Below are 18,811 nucleotides of genomic sequence, written 5' to 3'. Positions count from 1 at the left end.
TGTGACTAATCAGTCCAAAAATTCTTCAAACAGCGATATTTTTGACAATGACGCCACCAAATAACGGACTGCATAGCCCACGGCAATTCCTGTTACTACCCCAGTGATCAGCAGCATGGGAAGATAATAAAAAATACTAAGTGATGCAAATACCATAGAAGCTGCCAGCAGCTGACCGATATTATGCGCAATCCCACCGGCTATACTAATTCCGATCAAGCTTATACTCTTACCTTTGCCACTAATCAGCATCAGCACAAACATAACAACAAAGCTAAAAAGTGAACCAAATAAACTAAACAGCAAGCTTGAGAAGGTACCTAGCAGAAATGCAGTAAGCAGTGTTTTGAGGATGACAAGCAGCAAAGCATCCCGTCCACGTAAAAAGTAAATACAAGTCAAAATCATAATGTTGGCCAGTCCGAGCTTAGCACCCGGCACCAGTCCCATCCCGGATAACGGAATCTGTGCCTCTATTAAACTTAACACTACTGCCACTGCGGCGAAAATCGCAATAATCACTGTTCTTTTTAAAGCTGTTGCAGATTCACTACTGGACATAGGCATCTATATCATCCTCCCCCGACGCACTGGTGATTTCGACTAATACTCTATGCGGTAGACAGACAATCGTCTGTTTGGGCAGGGTAATAAAACCAAAACCTAGGCAAACTTTATCAGCGCAATCGGCATCGTACATTTCAATCCCGTAATCATGCACCTTCAAAATGTTATAGCCGCGTTCCGTGCGGACCTCAATGGTTTGTTCTTCTTTTGTAAGCTTTACCGTTTTAAATAACTCACCGTCCACCGTTACATTGGCTATGAGATTTTTACCGGCCCCACCTTTGTCATCATTGTCCGAAAACCATCTCGGTACGAGAAAAGCGAGCGCAGCAATCAATACGATGGAAATCAGCCACACATCTGCGCGTTTCATAAAAATCTCCCTTATTTTTTAATTAAAATCCAGACTTATTAATTATAACGGTCTACCCTCAATCCTTCAATCAATGTTGGAGTTTATTGTCAGTTTTAGAGAGCTGTTCACAAAATAGGCACGCAAAATAACCCCAGCAGACACAACCCATTCGTCTCTGGCATTTTCAGTTGTAATTTGTAGCGTTTGCAAAAATATCCAACTTACATTTTAGCCCATTTGCACCGAGATCGCCCATCTCCTCTGGTTTACTAGCTTTTCCGGAATAATTCACAATTAACCCAATTTAAGTTACTTTCAAAATCTAAGCGCCCCTTATCGAGGTTTGTTCCTCTCTAGAATCAAATAAACCTTATCTTGGAATTCATTATTATATTTGCCTTTTAAACAATAGTGTGTTATATTTATATGGTATTTGTTTTTCGATATATTGAATATCCCCACCAAGAAGATGTCAGGCCGACTATTATACACATCGGCATTTTGGACAAAGAGGCTTTATGTTTTCTTGCAGTACTCTTCCTTTTTATGAGATTAAATTCGAAATATAGCATTCCGATTCACACTGGCGCGGTCAATGGAGCCGCAAGGGCAAAAGAGAGGTAGGGCTTTTGTCGTATTGGAAGGATTATTCTCGCCACACGGCTGCTGGAAATAACAAGGAATCAAGACACCCGTTACTCACGAACGGCGGGGGATGAATATAACGAGAAAGCATGACGGTACGATCCTTATTCAAGGACTACGTCATGTGTGGAAAAATATAGGCGCCCGATAACCGCTACCTAGCGGATATCGGGCGCTGTCTACGTTCAGGACTTATTTTACATATCGACTTACAAAAGCTGTTACTACATCTATATACCCCGCCTTATCCGTATCATAAGACAATCCATGCCCCGCTTGCGGTACTATGAGCCTCTCTTTTGGACTCTGGCATGCCTCATACAATTCATTCATCATAGCAAAAGGTACAAAGTTATCCGCATCCCCATGAATAAAAAGAATCGGAGCCTTCGCTTTCCGCACTTGTTTTAATGCAGAGGCTTCACCAAAGCCATACCCCGCCTTCAAGCGGGTGATTAGACTTGCACTTTGAACGAAAGGGAAACTTGGTAAGCGATACATGCGTCGTAGTTGGTAAGATAATTGTGCTTTTACTGAGGTATAAGCGCAGTCCGCAACAATAGCTTTTACCTGCGGCGGAAGATCTTCCCCTGAGGTCATTAGCACTGTAGCACCACCCATAGAGACACCGTGAAGCACAATTTGAGCACTGGGCCCAGTCTTTTTAATCATGTATTCAATCCATTGCAAATAATCTTTTCGTTCCGGCCAACCAAAACCAATGTAATCCCCTGCGCTATCTCCATGCCCTCTTGCATCGGGAATTAGGATGTTAAAGCCTAAGTTCTCGTAGTAGATTTTGGCGTACGCCCCCATATCCTTTGCTTTACCTGAATAACCGTGGGCTAGAATGGCTGTGCGTCCCGCAGCACGATTAGATTGGAGTAAGTAACCCCTTAGTTTAAGTCCATCTGCAGATACGATCTCAATATTCTCGAAGCTCTGGCGAGAGACCCAATCCTTCCCCTCCCCCCAAGAAGCTCCGGCAACCGGAGGATCAGCCTTCAGATTAGGATTATTACTTAGAAATACCTTTGGCGCTCGTTTAATAGCAATACCATAGAAGAAAAATCCCACATAGATTAGAATCCCTATGATGATTACAGCGCTAATAATGAACCATATCAATTCGCCTTCGCCATCCCCTCTACATTTCTTTTCCAACAAGAGTATACCATCTACTTAGAATGCACCAAACTATCGCAATCATGACATACAAATAGAGCCGCCATCGGAACACTCCCGAAAGCGACTCTATGTTGATCTACCCTTTATTATTTATTCTTTTTGGAGAACTTGGTTCTCATTAATAATCCGATAAGTGCAAAACCTAAACCTGCTACATAGTAAGGTGCAGGACTTGATTCACCCGTTTTTGGCAATTCCTTCACAGGTGGCTTTCCTAATGGGATCGTATCGTCCACTACGATGATTTCATCAGGTGTTGGTGTTGGCGTTGGTGTCACTGCCGGTACCGGACCTAATGGGATCTCATCATCATCAACAAGTACTTCTGTGCTATTCGACGGTGTTGGTACTGGCGCTGGTGTCGGCGAAGCTACAGGCCCAAGCGGCACGGGATCTTCTGCAAGAACTATAGTGCCAATTACGGATGATGGCGTTGGTGTCGGGAACACCGAAGTCTCTGGTGTCGACGTTGGTGTTACCTCTGGTGTTACCGTTGGTGTTGGTGTTACCGTTGGTGTTGGTGTTACCGTTGGTGTTGGTGTTACCGTTGGTGTTGGTGTTACCTCTGGTGTTACCGTTGGTGTTGGTGTTACCTCTGGCGTTACCGTCGGTGTTGGTGTTGCTTCAAGCGTCGGCGTTGGTGTCGGCGTCACTGTCGGCGTCACTGTCGGCGTTGGCGTTGGTGTCGGCGTTGGCGTTGGTGTCGGCGTCGGCGTTGGTGTCGGTGTTGGTGTCACTGTCGGCGTTGGTGTCGGTGTCGGCGTTGGTGTCGGCGTCGGCGTCACTGTCGGCGTTGGTGTCGGCGTCGGCGTTGGTGTCGGCGTCGGCGTCACTGTCGGCGTTGGTGTCGGCGTCGGCGTTGGTGTCGGCGTCACTGTCGGCGTTGGCGTTGGTGTCGGCGTCGGCGTTGGTGTCGGTGTTGGTGTCACTGTCGGCGTTGGTGTCGGTGTCGGTGTTGGCGTCACTGTCGGCGTTGGTGTCACTGTTGGCGTTGGCGTCGGTGTCACTGTCGGCGTTGGTGTCGGTGTCGGTGTTGGCGTCACTGTCGGCGTTGGCGTTGGTGTCGGCGTTGGCGTTGGTGTCGGCGTCGGCGTTGGTGTCGGTGTTGGTGTCACTGTCGGCGTTGGTGTCGGTGTCGGCGTTGGTGTCGGCGTCGGCGTCACTGTCGGCGTTGGTGTCGGCGTCGGCGTTGGTGTCGGTGTTGGTGTCACTGTCGGCGTTGGTGTCGGTGTCGGTGTTGGCGTCACTGTCGGCGTTGGTGTCACTGTTGGCGTTGGCGTCGGTGTCACTGTTGGCGTTGGCGTCGGTGTCACTGTCGGCGTTGGTGTCACTGTTGGCGTTGGCGTTGGCGTCACTGTCGGCGTTGGTGTCGGCGTCGGCGTTGGTGTCACTGTCGGCGTCGGACATGGTGTTGGCGTCGGTGTCGGCGTTGGTGTCACTGTCGGCGTCGGCGTTGGTGTCACTGTAGGCGTTGGCGTCGGCGTCGGTGTCGGTGTCGGCGTTGGCGTTGGTGTTGGTGTCGGTGTCACTATCGGCGTTGGCGTTGGTGTCACTGTTGGTGTTGGTGTCGGTGTCACTGTCGGCGTTGGTGTCACTGTTGGTGTTGGTGTCGGCGTCACTGTTGGTGTTGGTGTCGGCGTTGGTGTCGGCGTTGGTCCGGGTTCATCACCATCGTATGGATAGTGGTGAAATTCACCACCACCAGTACCTTTGAGTGAAGCCGCCACTAAAGTACCGTTAATCTGACCATTAATAAAATCAACATGAGCATAGGGGGCAAGTATGCTTCCCATTACACCTATGCCTGCCATATCAAGATACGCAGCTTGGCTAAAGTTAAGCAAAATTTTCTTGCTGTTCAACACGTTATTAGGTAGAAATCCGAAGTTTTTCATTTTTACGTTAGAACCATCAATATTAATAATTGCAGTAGATCCTGAAGGAACATTTATTGTAATTCCGTAGGTATTAGAGACGTTATCTCCTGAAACATTAAAAACATTGACCGCAGGATCTGTACCTGTCAGGGTAAGGCTGCCATATTGGTACACTGTTGTTCCATTCGCCGGCAATGCTGCAAGTTCTGCTGATTTGTCCTTCAAAGACTGACCTACTGCTGAAAAGTCAATCGTACTCCCCTGTCTTTTTGTACCACCCTTGAGGAGCGTTACATTCCCTGAAAAATCTCCCCCGTGCACGATATTCCCATAAACAGTACCTCCGTTGAAAGTAAGATTCCCTCCAACAACAAGTGTGTCAGTCAGGGAAACCTCTGCAGCGGTCAACCTATCTCCAACACTATAGTTGGTTAAGTTAACGTTACCTCCAGCAGCAAACCTTCCTTCCGTATCCGAAACTGTTGTTATATCCCCTAGAATAAACACGTTGTAGACCGCTGCAATTCCCAATGTAGAAGAACTGCTAGCTCCAGCAACTCCAGCTCCCAATGAGGAAAGCCCACTACCTACCGTCAAAATCCCAGCTAATACAAGCGAGAGTAACGGTTTTATTCTTCTTTTCAAATGGCACACCTCCTAAAACTATGATTTATATTAATCAGAATAATTACCAGAAACTCTAAAGGACCTAACAACAAAAAAGACCGCCAAAAAGAAGTGAAATTCCCTTCTCATGGCAGTCGGACGGTCATTGTGCCTTTAAGACACTTTAGACTCCTGGACTTTGCGTCCCGCCCTTTCAGACGGTTTGCTATTATCATGACTATATATATGTATTACACTGCAAGTCCAGAACTGGTAGCTGAAGCATTCTATCCAATAACAGTCTATGACTTTTAATACTTTTGAATTAATAACAGTTTAGCTCCCGACACCCACAATTGTCAATCAATTCCTTTCGATAATTCCCCGCATTAGTACCACACAAAAAAAGCGCCTAAAGGCGCTTCGCATAAGGTTTTTCATTAAATTTTAAAGTAACTGTATATAGCCCAATATGGATATCCATAAGGGAACACTCAGAATTAAACCAAAAAACAATCCACGCTGGAGGCTGCCCTCTTTTTCCATCATAATTCTCCTTTATTTGCGTTCGATACATTAATTTTTATTATTACAATTTTTAATATAATTTATTCTCCGTTATTTAGTTGTGAATTTTATCACATTGGATAAGCTGTTTAGAAATACCATTGATTATTTTTGGAATATCGGGGTAGAATACGAATATACGTTCCTATTAGAGGTGATGAGATTCATGCATAGAGCAGAAAGCAGGGACAACATGCTGGTGAAATCTTATTTATTGCTTCCGATGATTTTATCAGCTTTCGAACGGGACTCCGCCATTTTATCTACACACTTACGAACACCCGCCCCTTATCTGGAGGTGCTTGGAACAGCTGCTGCAGTAGCTACAACAGATCTAAGGGATGTTCGTGCAGAAATGAGAAGACGGGGAATCAAGGTGTATGAGCAAAACAGACTTAATACGGGAATTGAAGCCAAGTATATATGTCGTGGCTATCATGAACGAATGCTGCTGTTGAATGACATTGTTGCGGCTCAGGCTGCCATCCATATGCGCAGATATCTAGGGCTGGATATTTCATCTTTTAAGAGTTACGAAGAACAGTACCAGATTAAGTAAAGCTGTATAGAAGCCGCTGCGCTCTCTCCCCCCAATCAATTAGTGAACAAAAAAATAGGCCTTACCATGGGAGTTGGCAAGACCTGAGAGAGATATACCACAAAACACTGGGGGGTGTTTGGTGTCTCTAATATATACCTCGAACCTGAAAAAAAGCTGATAGGCACATAAAAATTACATTAAAAATATTGTTCGCCGTTCAGAAGTGATTAGAGTGCTCCCACAAGCTTAGCCGACCTTTAGCTGGAATTGGATGGCTTAATGGATGAACCCCTTTAAGCTTCCAGGCAAACCGTCCTTCACTATAGTCGCCAAAATCATATTCGTTCCCATTGATCCATTCCCTTAAATCCACCTCTGGAGTAACCACATAACATCCCGCGAGCTGACCTGTAGCAATAATAGCTCCTGTCGGCAAATTATTCGCTGTATAGCCATGTTTCGCCAATACTGATTTGTACGGTTCCTGTTCACAAATCTTTTTGTCAATCCTCACTCCGGCATGGATGCCTAACTCGCCGCGGTAGGCTGTTCTCCATGAACGAGTTTCAAACTCTTTTTCACCAAGAGCAATTAAGGTCGCCCAAGGCTGCCGTATTGTTATACACCGCATGATATTTATCCCCTTTGTTTTACATACATTCTTTATACAATAACAAATTATTATTATTATGGAATATAAAAGAATATATTGATTATCTATCACTATATTTCATAAATAGGAATTTATGTTTGGACAATCTTTGATGAGTTAGATAAATTTGTATAGTTATTAATATACATAAGGAGTTGTATTCTTTTGTTAAAAAAAACAACATTACTACTTAGTTCTATAATTCTTATCTTAAGTCTGTTCTCAGCCTTTTCTGTATCCGCTGAAGAAACTGTAAAATGGGAAACAAAAGCTAGTTTGCCCATAAACTTGATGGGATCAGCATCAGCAGAGTTGAATGGAAAGATATATATTTTCGGGGGAGCAAATGGATCAGGAGAGGCAGCTACAGGAACAAGAACAAATAAAACTTACATGTACACTCCAGAAACTAACAAGTGGTCTGAAAGAAAAAGTATGCCCACTGCTAGAGCCGCAACAACTGCTGCAGTTATAGACGATAAGATATATGTTATTGGAGGTTACTATAGCGGGGGTAGAACCAACGTTGTTGAAATGTACGACCCTATAGCAGACAGTTGGGAAACAAAATCACCATTACAAACTCCTAGATCATGGTCAAGTTCAGCGGTAGTCAATGGGAAAATATACGTTTTTGGTGGATCAAAAGATAGCAGCGGACTTTCATTATTTACCGTCGAGGAATACGATCCATCAACTAATCAATGGACTTTTAAAAATAATATGCCTATTAACCCGAATGGCCCTTTTATCGCTACTGTTAATGATAAAATTTACATTACTGGCGGGACCAATGTTGCAGCAGGTGCTTCAATATTCTTCAAAAATCTTTATGAATATGATCCTGTGTTAGACACATATACTGAAAAAAAGAGTATGCCCACTCAAAGATCCGGTGGTGCCGCAGTTGTAATAAATGGAGAGATCTATTATTTAGGTTATGGTCTTTCTGTTGAGAAGTACAGTCCTCAAACTGATACATGGAGTGTTTTTACCAACTTAACTTCATGGAGATTTCAAAATTCAGCCGCGGTAATTAACAACACTATTTTTATCATCGGAGGTTCGAATCAAACTGCCGCTATATCAACAGTAGAAGCAATCACTATACCTATACCTGAAGTTACTCCTACACCAACACCAACCCCTGAACCAACACCGGGTCCGGAGCAACCTACTGGTGATCGCGCTATACTTGTCATAACAATGAATACAGGACTTGAAAAAGAATTTGATTTAAGTATGGATGAGGTTAATGCCTTTATAAATTGGTATGAGAATAAACAAACTGGTGCAGGAACTGCATCTTATGCCATTAATAAGCACGATAATAATAAGGGGCCTTTTACCAGTAGAAAAGATTATGTCATTTACGATAAAATACTAACCTTTGAAGTCAGTGAGTATACAATTTAATAAACAAAAAAAGCCCGCCAACCATTTAAAATTGACGGGCTTTTTTATGAAGTTATAAATGGAGGCTTTAGCATTGTTCCCAAATTCAAAGGAAGAAAACTGTATGTAGAATTAATTGAATTAAAAGTATCATTCTCAATTTATATAATTAAGCTTTTTATAAGACACCTATGAAATAGCTAGTCACCACTTATGATTGACGCATTAAATTTACTATTTATATTGATTAAGAAAAAATTGTTGCAAATCCAATTCAGATTTTATACTCTCAATAACACTTTTCAAACCAGGTACCCAGAGAAAAGTATCTTGTCGGATATAATTCATTACTAGCTCATAACTACGCTCAAACTTTTCAATGTTAGGACTATGTTCGTTTTCCAGTACTGTACGTACCCTTTCTGCTAATTCTACGTAGTCAGCATCAATGTGCTCTTGTTTATAGCTCTCCGCCGATTTTAACTTGGTCCAGGCAAAGGCCCCGCCAGCTACAACTTCTTCAGATCCTTCTACGTATTCAATGCATGAATCATAATTTATAAATGCATTAATTCGTTCTTCAAGCAATTTAAAATCTTGTACATAATTAAGGGTTTTTTCCAAATAAGACACCTCCCCAAATGATAAGAAGATGTGATCTAAACTCACCAAAAAAATTCTAGTTGGTAATCACAACTTGATAGTGAATCCAGTATATACTCTTTTGAAACATAAATATATGTATTATTTTTCACATATAAATTCACACTTATTGTTGAGTTGGGATAAATGTGTTTATAGGTATAGCATTAGTGATAATGTAATCACTTAAAAAAAGAGGTGGCTTGTTTTGATCAACAAAAGAGTCGAAGAGTCAATAAAAGAACATTCACCAGTGCGCCTATACTTAATCAGTGGCGAAACCTTTGAAGGCATTTGCGAAGAAAATTTTAGTGACCAATTCGTCCATTTAAACACAGGTAATGGTATTATTTCATTTCCGCTTTGGGTAGTAAAATATATCCGATTACAACCTTTATAGTGCATATATTGATAAGGAAACTCTAACCTCGTTTCCTTCACTGGAACTCCTAGTGCAAACTCACTGGGGGGGTTATTTTATGTATGCTCTGAGTTCAAATCGGTCCCGAACGAACCGGGCTCCAGCAATTTTGATGGACCCGTAGTATATGAGACTGTGACAGAGCAGCCGTTAAAAATTCAGAGTCTGTCTTAAGGACTTTGTATACATTACTCAACATGATCATTCCTATGTAATATAACGAATCTTTAGACTGGTCTCTTACCTTTAGATCGTTTTTCCAATATAAAATTTATACATTTTTTTGTAATCATACATTGCTTCACAACTATATCGGCATTCAAAGGTCACGCCCTAGTAAGTGACTAAATGTTTATGTACATCTTCGGGCTTAATCCCTACGAATTCTAATCTTTGATTTCTTGCTTCAGCAATTCGCAGCTTAACTTCTCATCTCATAACCTCCTGATAACGAAATACCCCGCCATCTGGCAGGGTTTCGGCACTTTCGAATCAATAAGTTAAGTATGGTTCGTCTGGACTATTTTGTATATAAACTTTAAGCAGTTGATTAGCAAATTATCCTTAGGAATAATTTAGCAAGCTAGCAAGTTGCGAAGTTCGTAATTTTACAATACATACCGTTAGATAACGATTGCGGACCAGTTAAAGCGTATATTTTCCCATGGTGGCCTTCTTCAGTGAGCACTTTGACTGCAACAGCGGCAATATCTGCCTCGTGAATTCTAACGCCCAAAGCATCAGGGAATCCCGTTCTTACAATTCCTTCTTTTTGAATGGATTCTGCCCAAAAATATAATGCATTCTTCATAAATTCTGACGGCCTTAAGATTGTCCATTCCATTCCGCTATTTTGAATAACGGTTTCGATAGGGTTTCCCCCGTAATCCATTAAGGCTACAATTTTCTTTACATTTGCCCAATTACTGTATGACAATTAAATAGAAGAGAGCTGCTAAAACAAACCGGTATAGAGCAAACCACTCCAATCGAAGTCTCTTAATCAGTTTGATGAACGTCACTACTGCAATCATTGCCACAAGAAAGGATGTCGCAAAGCCAATTAACATTAGAAGCAAATCGTCAGAACTCAGCAAATCACGACTATCGTACAAATCCAACAAGCTTGCACCAAACATAACAGGCACAGAAATAAGGAATGTAAAATCTGCAGCGGCTTTTTGGCTAGTGCCAAGCAACAGGCCACCTGAAATCGTCGAACCTGATCTCGAAAATCCCGGCCATAACGCCAAGCATTGGAACAGACCAATTCCGAAAGCCTGTTTATAATTAATCCCATCGATAGTACCAGCGGTTTCAGTCCGCCTATTCCGCGCTGCAATGATCATCAACACGCCACCAACAACTAGACCGATCAAAACAGGGGTTGGGCCAAATAATTGGCTTTTTATTGTGTCCTTGAAGAGAAGATATAGGATTAATGCTGGTAACATAGCCAAAATCATATGAATGACATTTAATCCTTTGCTTTTGGAAAAATCCATTCTAATCATATTAACCCCAATCTCCAAATACCTTTTCCAATAAAGAATTAAAACTGCCATCACTGCACCCAACTGAATAACAATTTTAAAAGTTATTGCAGCATCTCCCTCAAAGCTAAGCAAATCGCCTGCTAGAATAAGATGTCCAGTAGATGATACTGGTAAAAATTCAGTTAAGCCCTCTATTATGCCAAGTATTATTGCTTTAATTACATCAGTCATTAGTGCATTCTCCCCTTTCGGAAATAAAATCATTTAATTTCCAGTATAAGGGAGACACGTAAACTTCCCCATCGATTAACCTAACAATATTCAATTCAGAATGACATAATTGTCACATTGCTCATTATTCCAGTCTTAAGTAACTCCTTTATTAAACTATCCTTTCCCGTTAGCATAACAACAGTATCAAACATTAAATTCAACCTGTATCAATAAAAAATCCGTTAACCTTCTGAACTTGCTGCCCGTTATTTTGGATAATCAAGTTCAGAGCATACAGCAGATATGAATACCGAAACGTAACTTCCATTTGATCATTCTGCAGCCGCGTGCGTGGAGCCTCAATGACCATCATGATTCCAAAGCGCTGAGAAACCACACAGAACCGCCACCCCGACCAAGAATAGGGGGTCCTTTTTTTGGCAAAACACAAAATATTAAGTATAATGTTATTGTCGAAACGCTAAGGCGTCTGTACAGGATGGCTACCTGGCACTGATGATGGCAGGCCAAGCGCTTTATAAAGTTTTCTTTATGTGTATTTATACTTTAGGAGCGTGGTTATCTATGAAAATTAATATTACCGCACATTTTAACATTGATATTACTTTATCTCTTCATCTGTTAGCCGTAGCCAGTCTTGCTTATGAACTCAGTTCACTGACGAGCTCGTGAAATTCGAGCGAAAAGTATCTGTACTAAGACACCTTGTGGTGTCTTTTTTTATTTTTATAGTAATTACCATCTAACCGATCTGCCCCCGCAAGAGAAAAGCAGCTTATGCTGCTCCTCCTCCACCATTCTTCATTCTGATTGCTGTCAGCTTGCGCCACACCTTCCGTCTGCTCGACAGTGACCACTAGTCATACCGTTTTCATTAGCGATTTCGCGCCATGTCTTATCTTCCTTGATACGTTTCTCCAGAAGAACAGGGAACGGCATTGGCTGTCCATCATATTCGACTTCAGGAAAGATTAGGCCATTCATCAATAAATATCACCCTGGGTACTTATTCACATGTTCTCCCCAACTTGCAGGAAGCAGTGCCCCGATGTATCTGAGATTCTATTCTAGGAACCCGAAAAGAAGTGGAGAAAATTGACGAGACACCCACTTTACTCGGATAAAGGGTAGAAGAATGGAAGAAGTCAGGGGGATTTAACGAAAAATGGCACGGTCCCGGAATCCCGGAAAACCGCGCCATTGCGCCATTCTTAGATATGCTGGTGAAGGGAATTGAACCCCCGGCCTACGCATTACGAGTGCGTTGCTCTACCCCTGAGCTACACCAGCTTAACGCTGTTTTTCTGTCAAACAAAAAATATTATACAACTTCCAGCCAGAAACGCAAGCCTATTTCTCCCTGTTTTCCGCCCTTCTAAAATGCTAATCCACCTGTAGCTTACGCTCCACAGACTCTAACTTTCCACGGCTAGTAGAGGGTTTATCGCGGCGGTCGTCTATTTTAAGTGAGGTAGAGACACGTTCTGCACCTGCGGCAAAAGGAGACTCATGCAAAGCTTCTACCGCGGCAAAAATGCGTTGCAGAGGCCCTTCGATGATCGTCCCCATGGACGTAAGTTCATAAGTAATCCCTTCTACTGTCTTCAGCACCCGCTGCATATCCGCAACATAGCTGCTAAGACTGGTACTGCCTGTTCCAATTGGAATAACTGTAACTTCAGCAATAGGCATGAGAATACCTCCTCGAAATTTTATAGTAGCTGTCTCCTCCCATTGTAACAATTCCACCGCTCTGTCACAAACTAAGCAAGATTATCCTCCCTTATCTCTTCTATTTCTTCTGATTACTCCAAAATATGACTTTGGGCTAAGGGTATTTTCTCATGAGCAAATTCTAGGGTCATCTGCACTATATTTATGGACTCTTTGTGGCATCTTTTCGGACAATTTATGAATCATTTCGCATCTCCCTGTGGATCAATTGTGGATTACTTATGGACAGCCTGTGGATCATTTGTGGAGTACTTTTAAAGAACCCGCTCCCCGCGCGGGTTTTCTAAAAAACTGTTTACAAACACAACATCTTGGGTTATTTTTATCTAACGACAACAAAATATAGTGGAGACAGGCGCTTTGATCCTTAACCGGATTTAGAGCTTAATAGGGAAGCGCGGTGAGAATCCGCTGCGGTCCCGCCACTGTAACCGGATGGCCTTCTTAAGCTTCTGGGAAGCTTGAGAATCCACATCTCCCGGCAAATGCCACTGAGGGTTAGGAACACCCTTGGGAAGGCGCCGAGAGATCCCACGGAAGCCAGGAGACCTACCTGTTTCGACGACACCAACTATTGATGCCTGCGAGGAACAGGGATGGTGTCCGCATGCGGTCATCTGCGTAGAGACCTCTGCAAATATCCGTGTGGATATTTACATAACGCATCGGGCATTTTCTGCCATCCTCGGGTAGGGGATGCTTTTTTTATGTAATCTGAACAAATATACGACTGCTTATAGCAGTCCAACTTCTTATGGATATATGGATTTGATGATAGATGTTTTTCTTTTATACTGAGAGGAGAGCTGTACAATGACGTTGTTGGAGAGACAATTTAATGGAGTAGAAAATGCACGGGAAGTTCTTTTAGAAGAGCTCATTGATTTAGGCCGGGATATTATCGACAGTCGGGATATGGACCTATTGCGCGAGAATGCCAATTTGAATGGAGAGAGTTTCTCCGGTAAAATGAGCAAGTTCGGCAGTGAATATTCAAAATGGTACGCCCGCAATTTTACGATGCCGCCACAGCTAGTGCAGGCTATTGATGACAATGTCGTCTATGTGCATGATCTGGATCAATACGCGATTGGAACGACGAACTGTATTTTTATCCCGTTTGATAAACTTCTCCGTGAAGGTTTCAATACCGGCAACGGCAGCGTTCGTCCTCCGAACTCAATAATGACAGCTATGTCTCTGGTAGCGATTATTTTCCAATCCCAGCAAAATGCTCAATATGGTGGTGTATCCGCCAATAAACTCGACTATGATCTGGCACCTTATGTAACCAAATCCTTCGCCAAGCTGTTCCGCAAGGGTCTGGATTATTTTGAAGAAGGACAAGCTGATGAATCTTTGGGCGAGATTACGATGAGCCGGACCGATCTGGCGGAGTTATATCCAAGAGCGTTCCGTTTTGCACTAAAGGAAACCGAAATCGAAACTCTGCAAGCGGCTGAAAGTATGGTACATAATCTGAATACCATGTCCAGCCGATCCGGTGGACAAATACCGTTTACCAGCATCAACTACGGTACTTGTACTTCACCAGAAGGTCAGCTTGTGATCAGTTCTCTGCTAACCGCAACTATGAACGGACTTGGCAGCGGAGAAACACCGGTGTTCCCGATTCAAATCTTCAAATGCAAGCAAGGAATCAATCAACAGCAAGGCGATCCTAACTATGAACTGTTCCTAAAAGCGGCTGAATGTTCTGCGCGCAGACTATATCCAAACTTCGCTAATCTGGACGCTCCGCTCAACTTGCAGTATTATGATCCAAGTGATCCTGATACGGAGTTCGCTACAATGGGCTGCCGAACCCGAGTGCTCGGTGACCGTTTTGGGCGTAATCATTGCTCTGGGAAGGGCAACCTTTCCTTTAATACACTGAATCTGGTTCGGCTAGGTCTGGCACACGGCACAGTAACAGGCAGACGTACCATCGCAGACGAAGCTGGCTTCTATGAAGATCTAAATCATTACATGGATATTGCGCTGGAAGGACTTCTTCATCGCTTCCACATCCAAACCGCACAAAAAGCTAAAGCTTCCGATTTCATGATGCGAGAAGGCGTCTGGGAAGGCGGCGAACATCTTGCACCTGATGACACTGTAGGCGATCTGCTGAAGCATGGCAGTCTGTCTCTTGGCTTCATCGGTATGGCGGAATGTATGAAAGCTATGTACGGTAAACACCATGGCGAGGATATGGAAGTTCATGCCAAGGCGCTGGCTATCGTGCGTCATATGCGGGACTATTGCGATCGGAAAAGTGAGGAACTGGATCTTAACATCACCCTGTTCGCAACTCCAGCAGAAGGTTTGTCCGGTAAATTCACCAAAGTTGACCGCAAGGTACTGGGTTCCATTCCGGGCGTAACCGACCGTGAATATTATACGAACTCTTTTCACATCCCTGTATACTTCGATCTGGGTGCTGCTCAGAAGATCAGCTTGGAAGCTCCTTTCCATGAATACTGCAATGCCGGGGCTATTTCTTATGTCGAATTAAACGGCAATGCCCGCAACAACCCATCGGCTTTTATCAAAATCATTAAATATGCGCTCGAACAACAGGTCAGTTATTTCAGCATTAACCATCCGATTGACCGCTGCTCCAGCTGTGGATACGAAGGCGTAATTGGGACAAACTGCCCTTCCTGCAACGCACATGAGAATGACGTGCACATCCGCCGTTTGCGCAGAGTTACAGGTTATTTAACCGGCGACTATCAGACCCGCTTTAATGCCGCCAAACAAGCTGAAGTACGGGATCGCGTTAAGCATCTATGAATATTTGCGGTTACTATCCGGAGTCGATTAACGAGGGAGAGGGCATGCGGGCCGTCCTCTTTCTCAGCGGCTGCCGCCATCGTTGCCCGGGATGTTTTAATCCCGAGACATGGAACTTTAAATATGGAGAAGTCTTCACCTTAGAACGACAACATGAAATCATTGCAGAAATCGCCGCTAACCCTTTGCTGGATGGTCTGACACTGGCAGGCGGCGATCCTTTTTTCTCAGCAGAAGAGTTGCTGGGGTTCATTCATGAGCTTCGCACTGTACTGCCAGGGTTCTCAATCTGGATTTACAGTGGTTATACGTACGAAGAACTTACAGCCCTTCCCGGTACGCCGGAGTGGAATCTACTTAAACAGTGTCAGGTGTTAATAGATGGAAGATTTGTAGAAGAACTGAAAGATACTACGCTTCTCTACCGGGGAAGCTCCAACCAACGCATTATCGACATTCCGGCCAGCATGAACGGCTCGGAGGTCTTTCTGTGGCAGCCTGCTGCGCTATAATATATCAATTTTTGATATTGAAAATTAATTTGAAATAAGAAGGGATGAACTAACTATGCCGCAATTCGTAGTAAAACCTGATAATCGCCAACTGGCTTTTGATGAGAACCGTCTCTCCGTCTACGCTGACCGTATTCTGGAAGGTCTCGATCAACTAAATAAAGAAACTTTGCTGCGTGGAGTGAATTCCAAACTGCGTCGTGACTCGGTAAGTGGAGAAGAAATCAGCAATGCCTTCACCATGAGCGCTCTAGAGCTTGTAACAAAAGAAGAGCCTAACTGGAAGTTCGCAGCTGCCCGCGCCCTTCTGACTACCCTTTATAAAAAAGCTGCCGTTCATCGCCGCTACAAAGCTTATCCAGAAGAGCCTTACGGTGAATTGTATCCACTAATTACGGATCTCGTGAAAAAAGGAATCTATCGCGAAGAACTTCTAAGTCATTACACCAAAGAACAAATTATCGAACTAGGCGGGTGTATCGATTATACACGCGACCTTTTGTTTGACTATATCGGCCTGCTTACGCTATCCGACCGTTATTTGGCGCATGATTTTGACGGCCGTGTAATGGAGCTTCCACAAGAACGTTATATGATTATTGCTATGTACCTGATGCACCGTGAGCCAGCTGAGAAACGTCTTGAGCTTGTAAAAGAAGCTTATTGGGCTATGAGCAACATCTACATGACTGCTGCTACACCTACAATGTCCAATGCCGGCAAAAAGGTCGCTGGACAACTATCCAGCTGCTTTATTGATACTGTAGACGATTCCCTAGAGGGTATCTTTGACTCCAATACAGACGTAGCACGTCTAAGCAAAATGGGTGGCGGCATCGGCGTTTACCTTGGAAAAGTACGAGCACGTGGTTCGGATATCCGTGGCCACAAGAACACAAGCTCCGGCGTAATCCCTTGGATTCGCCAGTTGAACAATACAGCAGTCAGCGTAGACCAGTTGGGCACACGTAAAGGTGCTGTAGCTGTTTATCTTGATGTATTCCATAAAGATATTCTCGCTTTCCTCGATCTTAAGCTGAACAACGGTGACGAGCGCATGCGTGCACATGACGTGTTCCATGGCGTCTCCCTACCTGACCTGTTCATGGAAGCTGTAGAATCGCGCAGCCATTGGAACCTCTTCTGCCCTCATGAGGTGAAAAAGGTCATGGGCTGGACAGATAAAAATGGCCGTCCACTAGGATTGGAAGATTTCTACGATGAAGAGCTTGGCAAAGGTACTTTCCGTGAAAAATATGCTGAAGCTACAGCGAACCTGGAATTATCCCGGATCACTGTTCCTGCGATCGACATCATGAAACGGATTATGAAATCACAGCTAGAAACAGGTACACCGTACATGTTCTACCGCGATACCGTGAACCGGACTAACCCAAACCGTCATCAAGGTATGGTTTTCTCCTCCAACCTGTGTACAGAAATTATGCAGAATCAGTCTGCAACAGTTATTGAGCAAGAAGAATTAGTAACTAAAGATGGCCAGACCCGTATCGTTATTTCCAAAATCCCTGGCGACTTCGTAGTCTGCAACCTGAATTCGATTCACTTAGCACGGGCGATTCCAGCTGGCGTATTAGAAAGACTTGTTCCGATCCAAGTTCGTATGCTTGATAACGTAATCGACATTAATAATATTGAAGTTCTGCAGGCACAATACACGAACAGCCAGTACCGCGCAGTAGGTCTCGGCACATTCGGCCTGCATCACCTATTGGCACTCAAGGGCATTCGTTGGGAATCCGATGAAGCCGTAGAATATAACAATCATTTATATGAACATATCAACTACCTGTTGGTTCGTTCGAGCATGGAGCTTGCCCGTGAAAAAGGCCGTTATCCGAAATTTGCTGGATCCGATTGGGAGACTGGCGCATACTTCACTTCCCGCGGTTATGTTAGCGGTGAGCAAGAAGGTAAATATGTAACGACTGAGCAATGGCGCGAGCTGCAAGAAGAAGTAGCTAAGGACGGCGTACGTAACGCTTGGATGTTCGCCATTGCGCCGAATGGATCTACATCGATTATTGCCGGCTCCACCGCCAGCATTGATCCGCTGTATGAACTGCTTTCCTATGAAGAAAAAACAACTTATAAGATTGCTAACCCAGCACCGGATCTGTCCGACAAAACGATCTGGTACTATAAGACAGCATTTACGATTGACCAAAACTGGTCGATCCGCATGGCTTCTGCTCGCCAGCGTCACGTCGATCAAGGCCAAAGCTTCAACCTGTATGTCCGTCCTGACATCAAGGCTACCGAGTTCCTGGAACTGCATCTGAATGCCTGGAAGGGCGGCTTGAAATCAACTTATTATGTGCGTAGCCGTGCTTTGACTATAGAAGAGTGTGAATCTTGCGCTAGCTAATTATCTTAGTGCCCTAAATAGAAAAACGATGATGAATTTCGTAACTGCGAGGAATGTTTGGGCTTCCGGCCGCTGTTGTCATCAGAGGTCTTGATCTTTACCGCTATTAGCGGATGACATCCGATGACAGCATATGCTTTCGATGCGAGCTTTCCTACGGAAAGCTTTCGGGCGAACGCTGACGCTCCTAC

General features: G+C 43.7%; 17 protein-coding genes, 1 tRNA gene and 2 riboswitches. Of the genes, 6 read left to right on the top strand and 12 right to left on the bottom strand.

All coding sequences use genetic code 11. The features are described 5' to 3' along the window. Positions 1–9 precede the first annotated feature (9 nt). The 4 genes from NSQ55_RS02505 to NSQ55_RS02490 form a co-directional block, all read right to left on the bottom strand. Positions 10–567: a Gx transporter family protein gene (locus tag NSQ55_RS02505; RefSeq protein WP_076124520.1), complete on the bottom strand. Its 558-nt coding sequence runs from the start codon at positions 565–567 to the stop codon at positions 10–12. Then, entirely contained in the window at positions 551–940 is a 390-nt protein-coding gene (locus NSQ55_RS02500) for a NusG domain II-containing protein (protein WP_036681022.1), read from the bottom strand. The genes NSQ55_RS02505 and NSQ55_RS02500 overlap by 17 nt, the downstream gene beginning before the upstream one ends. A gap of 819 nt (positions 941–1,759) precedes the next feature. Further along, positions 1,760–2,734, bottom strand: coding sequence for an alpha/beta hydrolase (locus NSQ55_RS02495; protein WP_339170985.1), 975 nt, complete (start codon positions 2,732–2,734; stop codon positions 1,760–1,762). 107 nt (positions 2,735–2,841) lie between these two features. After that, positions 2,842–5,277, bottom strand: coding sequence for a choice-of-anchor A family protein (locus NSQ55_RS02490; protein WP_339170984.1), 2,436 nt, complete (start codon positions 5,275–5,277; stop codon positions 2,842–2,844). 108 nt (positions 5,278–5,385) lie between these two features. Further along, positions 5,386–5,476, bottom strand: a riboswitch (cyclic di-GMP riboswitch). Positions 5,477–5,971: 495 nt separating this feature from the next. On the opposite strand from NSQ55_RS02490, the gene NSQ55_RS02485 reads away from it, so the two are divergent. Next, positions 5,972–6,364: a hypothetical protein gene (locus tag NSQ55_RS02485; protein ID WP_051491249.1), complete on the top strand. Its 393-nt coding sequence runs from the start codon at positions 5,972–5,974 to the stop codon at positions 6,362–6,364. 199 nt (positions 6,365–6,563) lie between these two features. Here NSQ55_RS02485 and NSQ55_RS02480 read toward each other — a convergent pair whose 3' ends face one another. After that, positions 6,564–6,977, bottom strand: a complete 414-nt coding sequence (locus tag NSQ55_RS02480) for an ASCH domain-containing protein (protein WP_339170982.1) — start codon at positions 6,975–6,977, stop codon at positions 6,564–6,566. 186 nt (positions 6,978–7,163) lie between these two features. On the opposite strand from NSQ55_RS02480, the gene NSQ55_RS02475 reads away from it, so the two are divergent. Beyond that, positions 7,164–8,414 (top strand): kelch repeat-containing protein, encoded by a 1,251-nt coding sequence (locus NSQ55_RS02475; RefSeq protein WP_339170980.1) that lies wholly within the window; start codon positions 7,164–7,166, stop codon positions 8,412–8,414. Between the two features lie 213 nt (positions 8,415–8,627). Here NSQ55_RS02475 and NSQ55_RS02470 read toward each other — a convergent pair whose 3' ends face one another. Next, on the bottom strand, positions 8,628–9,017 hold the full coding sequence (locus NSQ55_RS02470) for a hypothetical protein (protein ID WP_339170978.1): 390 nt from the start codon (positions 9,015–9,017) through the stop codon (positions 8,628–8,630). 226 nt (positions 9,018–9,243) lie between these two features. Between NSQ55_RS02470 and NSQ55_RS02465 the strand changes: the two genes are divergently transcribed. After that, positions 9,244–9,435, top strand: a complete 192-nt coding sequence (locus NSQ55_RS02465; RefSeq protein ID WP_339170976.1) for a hypothetical protein — start codon at positions 9,244–9,246, stop codon at positions 9,433–9,435. Positions 9,436–10,039: 604 nt separating this feature from the next. Here the strand turns inward: NSQ55_RS02465 and NSQ55_RS02460 are convergent. The 6 genes from NSQ55_RS02460 to NSQ55_RS02435 form a co-directional block, all read right to left on the bottom strand. Further along, on the bottom strand, positions 10,040–10,267 hold the full coding sequence (locus tag NSQ55_RS02460; protein ID WP_339170975.1) for a hypothetical protein: 228 nt from the start codon (positions 10,265–10,267) through the stop codon (positions 10,040–10,042). A gap of 112 nt (positions 10,268–10,379) precedes the next feature. Continuing rightward, positions 10,380–11,183 carry an undecaprenyl-diphosphate phosphatase gene (locus tag NSQ55_RS02455; protein ID WP_076138271.1) on the bottom strand — a complete coding sequence of 268 codons (804 nt, stop codon included), beginning with the start codon at positions 11,181–11,183 and terminating at the stop codon, positions 10,380–10,382. A 199-nt stretch (positions 11,184–11,382) separates the two neighbouring features. Beyond that, on the bottom strand, positions 11,383–11,562 hold the full coding sequence (locus NSQ55_RS02450; RefSeq protein ID WP_076185198.1) for a hypothetical protein: 180 nt from the start codon (positions 11,560–11,562) through the stop codon (positions 11,383–11,385). A gap of 440 nt (positions 11,563–12,002) precedes the next feature. Beyond that, positions 12,003–12,170 carry a hypothetical protein gene (locus tag NSQ55_RS02445; protein WP_175617348.1) on the bottom strand — a complete coding sequence of 56 codons (168 nt, stop codon included), beginning with the start codon at positions 12,168–12,170 and terminating at the stop codon, positions 12,003–12,005. A 234-nt stretch (positions 12,171–12,404) separates the two neighbouring features. Continuing rightward, positions 12,405–12,476, bottom strand: a tRNA-Thr gene (locus tag NSQ55_RS02440). Between the two features lie 93 nt (positions 12,477–12,569). Next, complete coding sequence (locus NSQ55_RS02435; protein WP_036682575.1) at positions 12,570–12,878, bottom strand: MTH1187 family thiamine-binding protein; 309 nt, start codon at positions 12,876–12,878, stop codon at positions 12,570–12,572. Positions 12,879–13,256: 378 nt separating this feature from the next. Next, positions 13,257–13,492, top strand: a riboswitch (cobalamin riboswitch). A 241-nt stretch (positions 13,493–13,733) separates the two neighbouring features. On the opposite strand from NSQ55_RS02435, the gene NSQ55_RS02430 reads away from it, so the two are divergent. The 3 genes from NSQ55_RS02430 to NSQ55_RS02420 are packed head-to-tail and all read left to right on the top strand — an operon-like array spanning position 13,734 to position 18,620. Beyond that, positions 13,734–15,719, top strand: coding sequence for an anaerobic ribonucleoside triphosphate reductase (locus tag NSQ55_RS02430; protein ID WP_036682578.1), 1,986 nt, complete (start codon positions 13,734–13,736; stop codon positions 15,717–15,719). After that, positions 15,716–16,231 carry an anaerobic ribonucleoside-triphosphate reductase activating protein gene (gene nrdG, locus NSQ55_RS02425; RefSeq protein WP_076124537.1) on the top strand — a complete coding sequence of 172 codons (516 nt, stop codon included), beginning with the start codon at positions 15,716–15,718 and terminating at the stop codon, positions 16,229–16,231. The genes NSQ55_RS02430 and nrdG overlap by 4 nt, the downstream gene beginning before the upstream one ends. 55 nt (positions 16,232–16,286) lie before the next feature. Then, the gene (locus NSQ55_RS02420) at positions 16,287–18,620 is read left to right on the top strand and encodes a ribonucleoside-diphosphate reductase subunit alpha (RefSeq protein WP_076142084.1); all 2,334 of its coding nucleotides are present in this window, start codon (positions 16,287–16,289) and stop codon (positions 18,618–18,620) included. Positions 18,621–18,811: the final 191 nt, after the last annotated feature.

The organism is Paenibacillus sp. FSL H7-0943 (genome assembly GCF_037963265.1).
Lineage (GTDB): Bacteria > Bacillota > Bacilli > Paenibacillales > Paenibacillaceae > Paenibacillus_AQ > Paenibacillus_AQ odorifer.
This window is presented reverse-complemented; position numbering and strand designations above follow the sequence as displayed.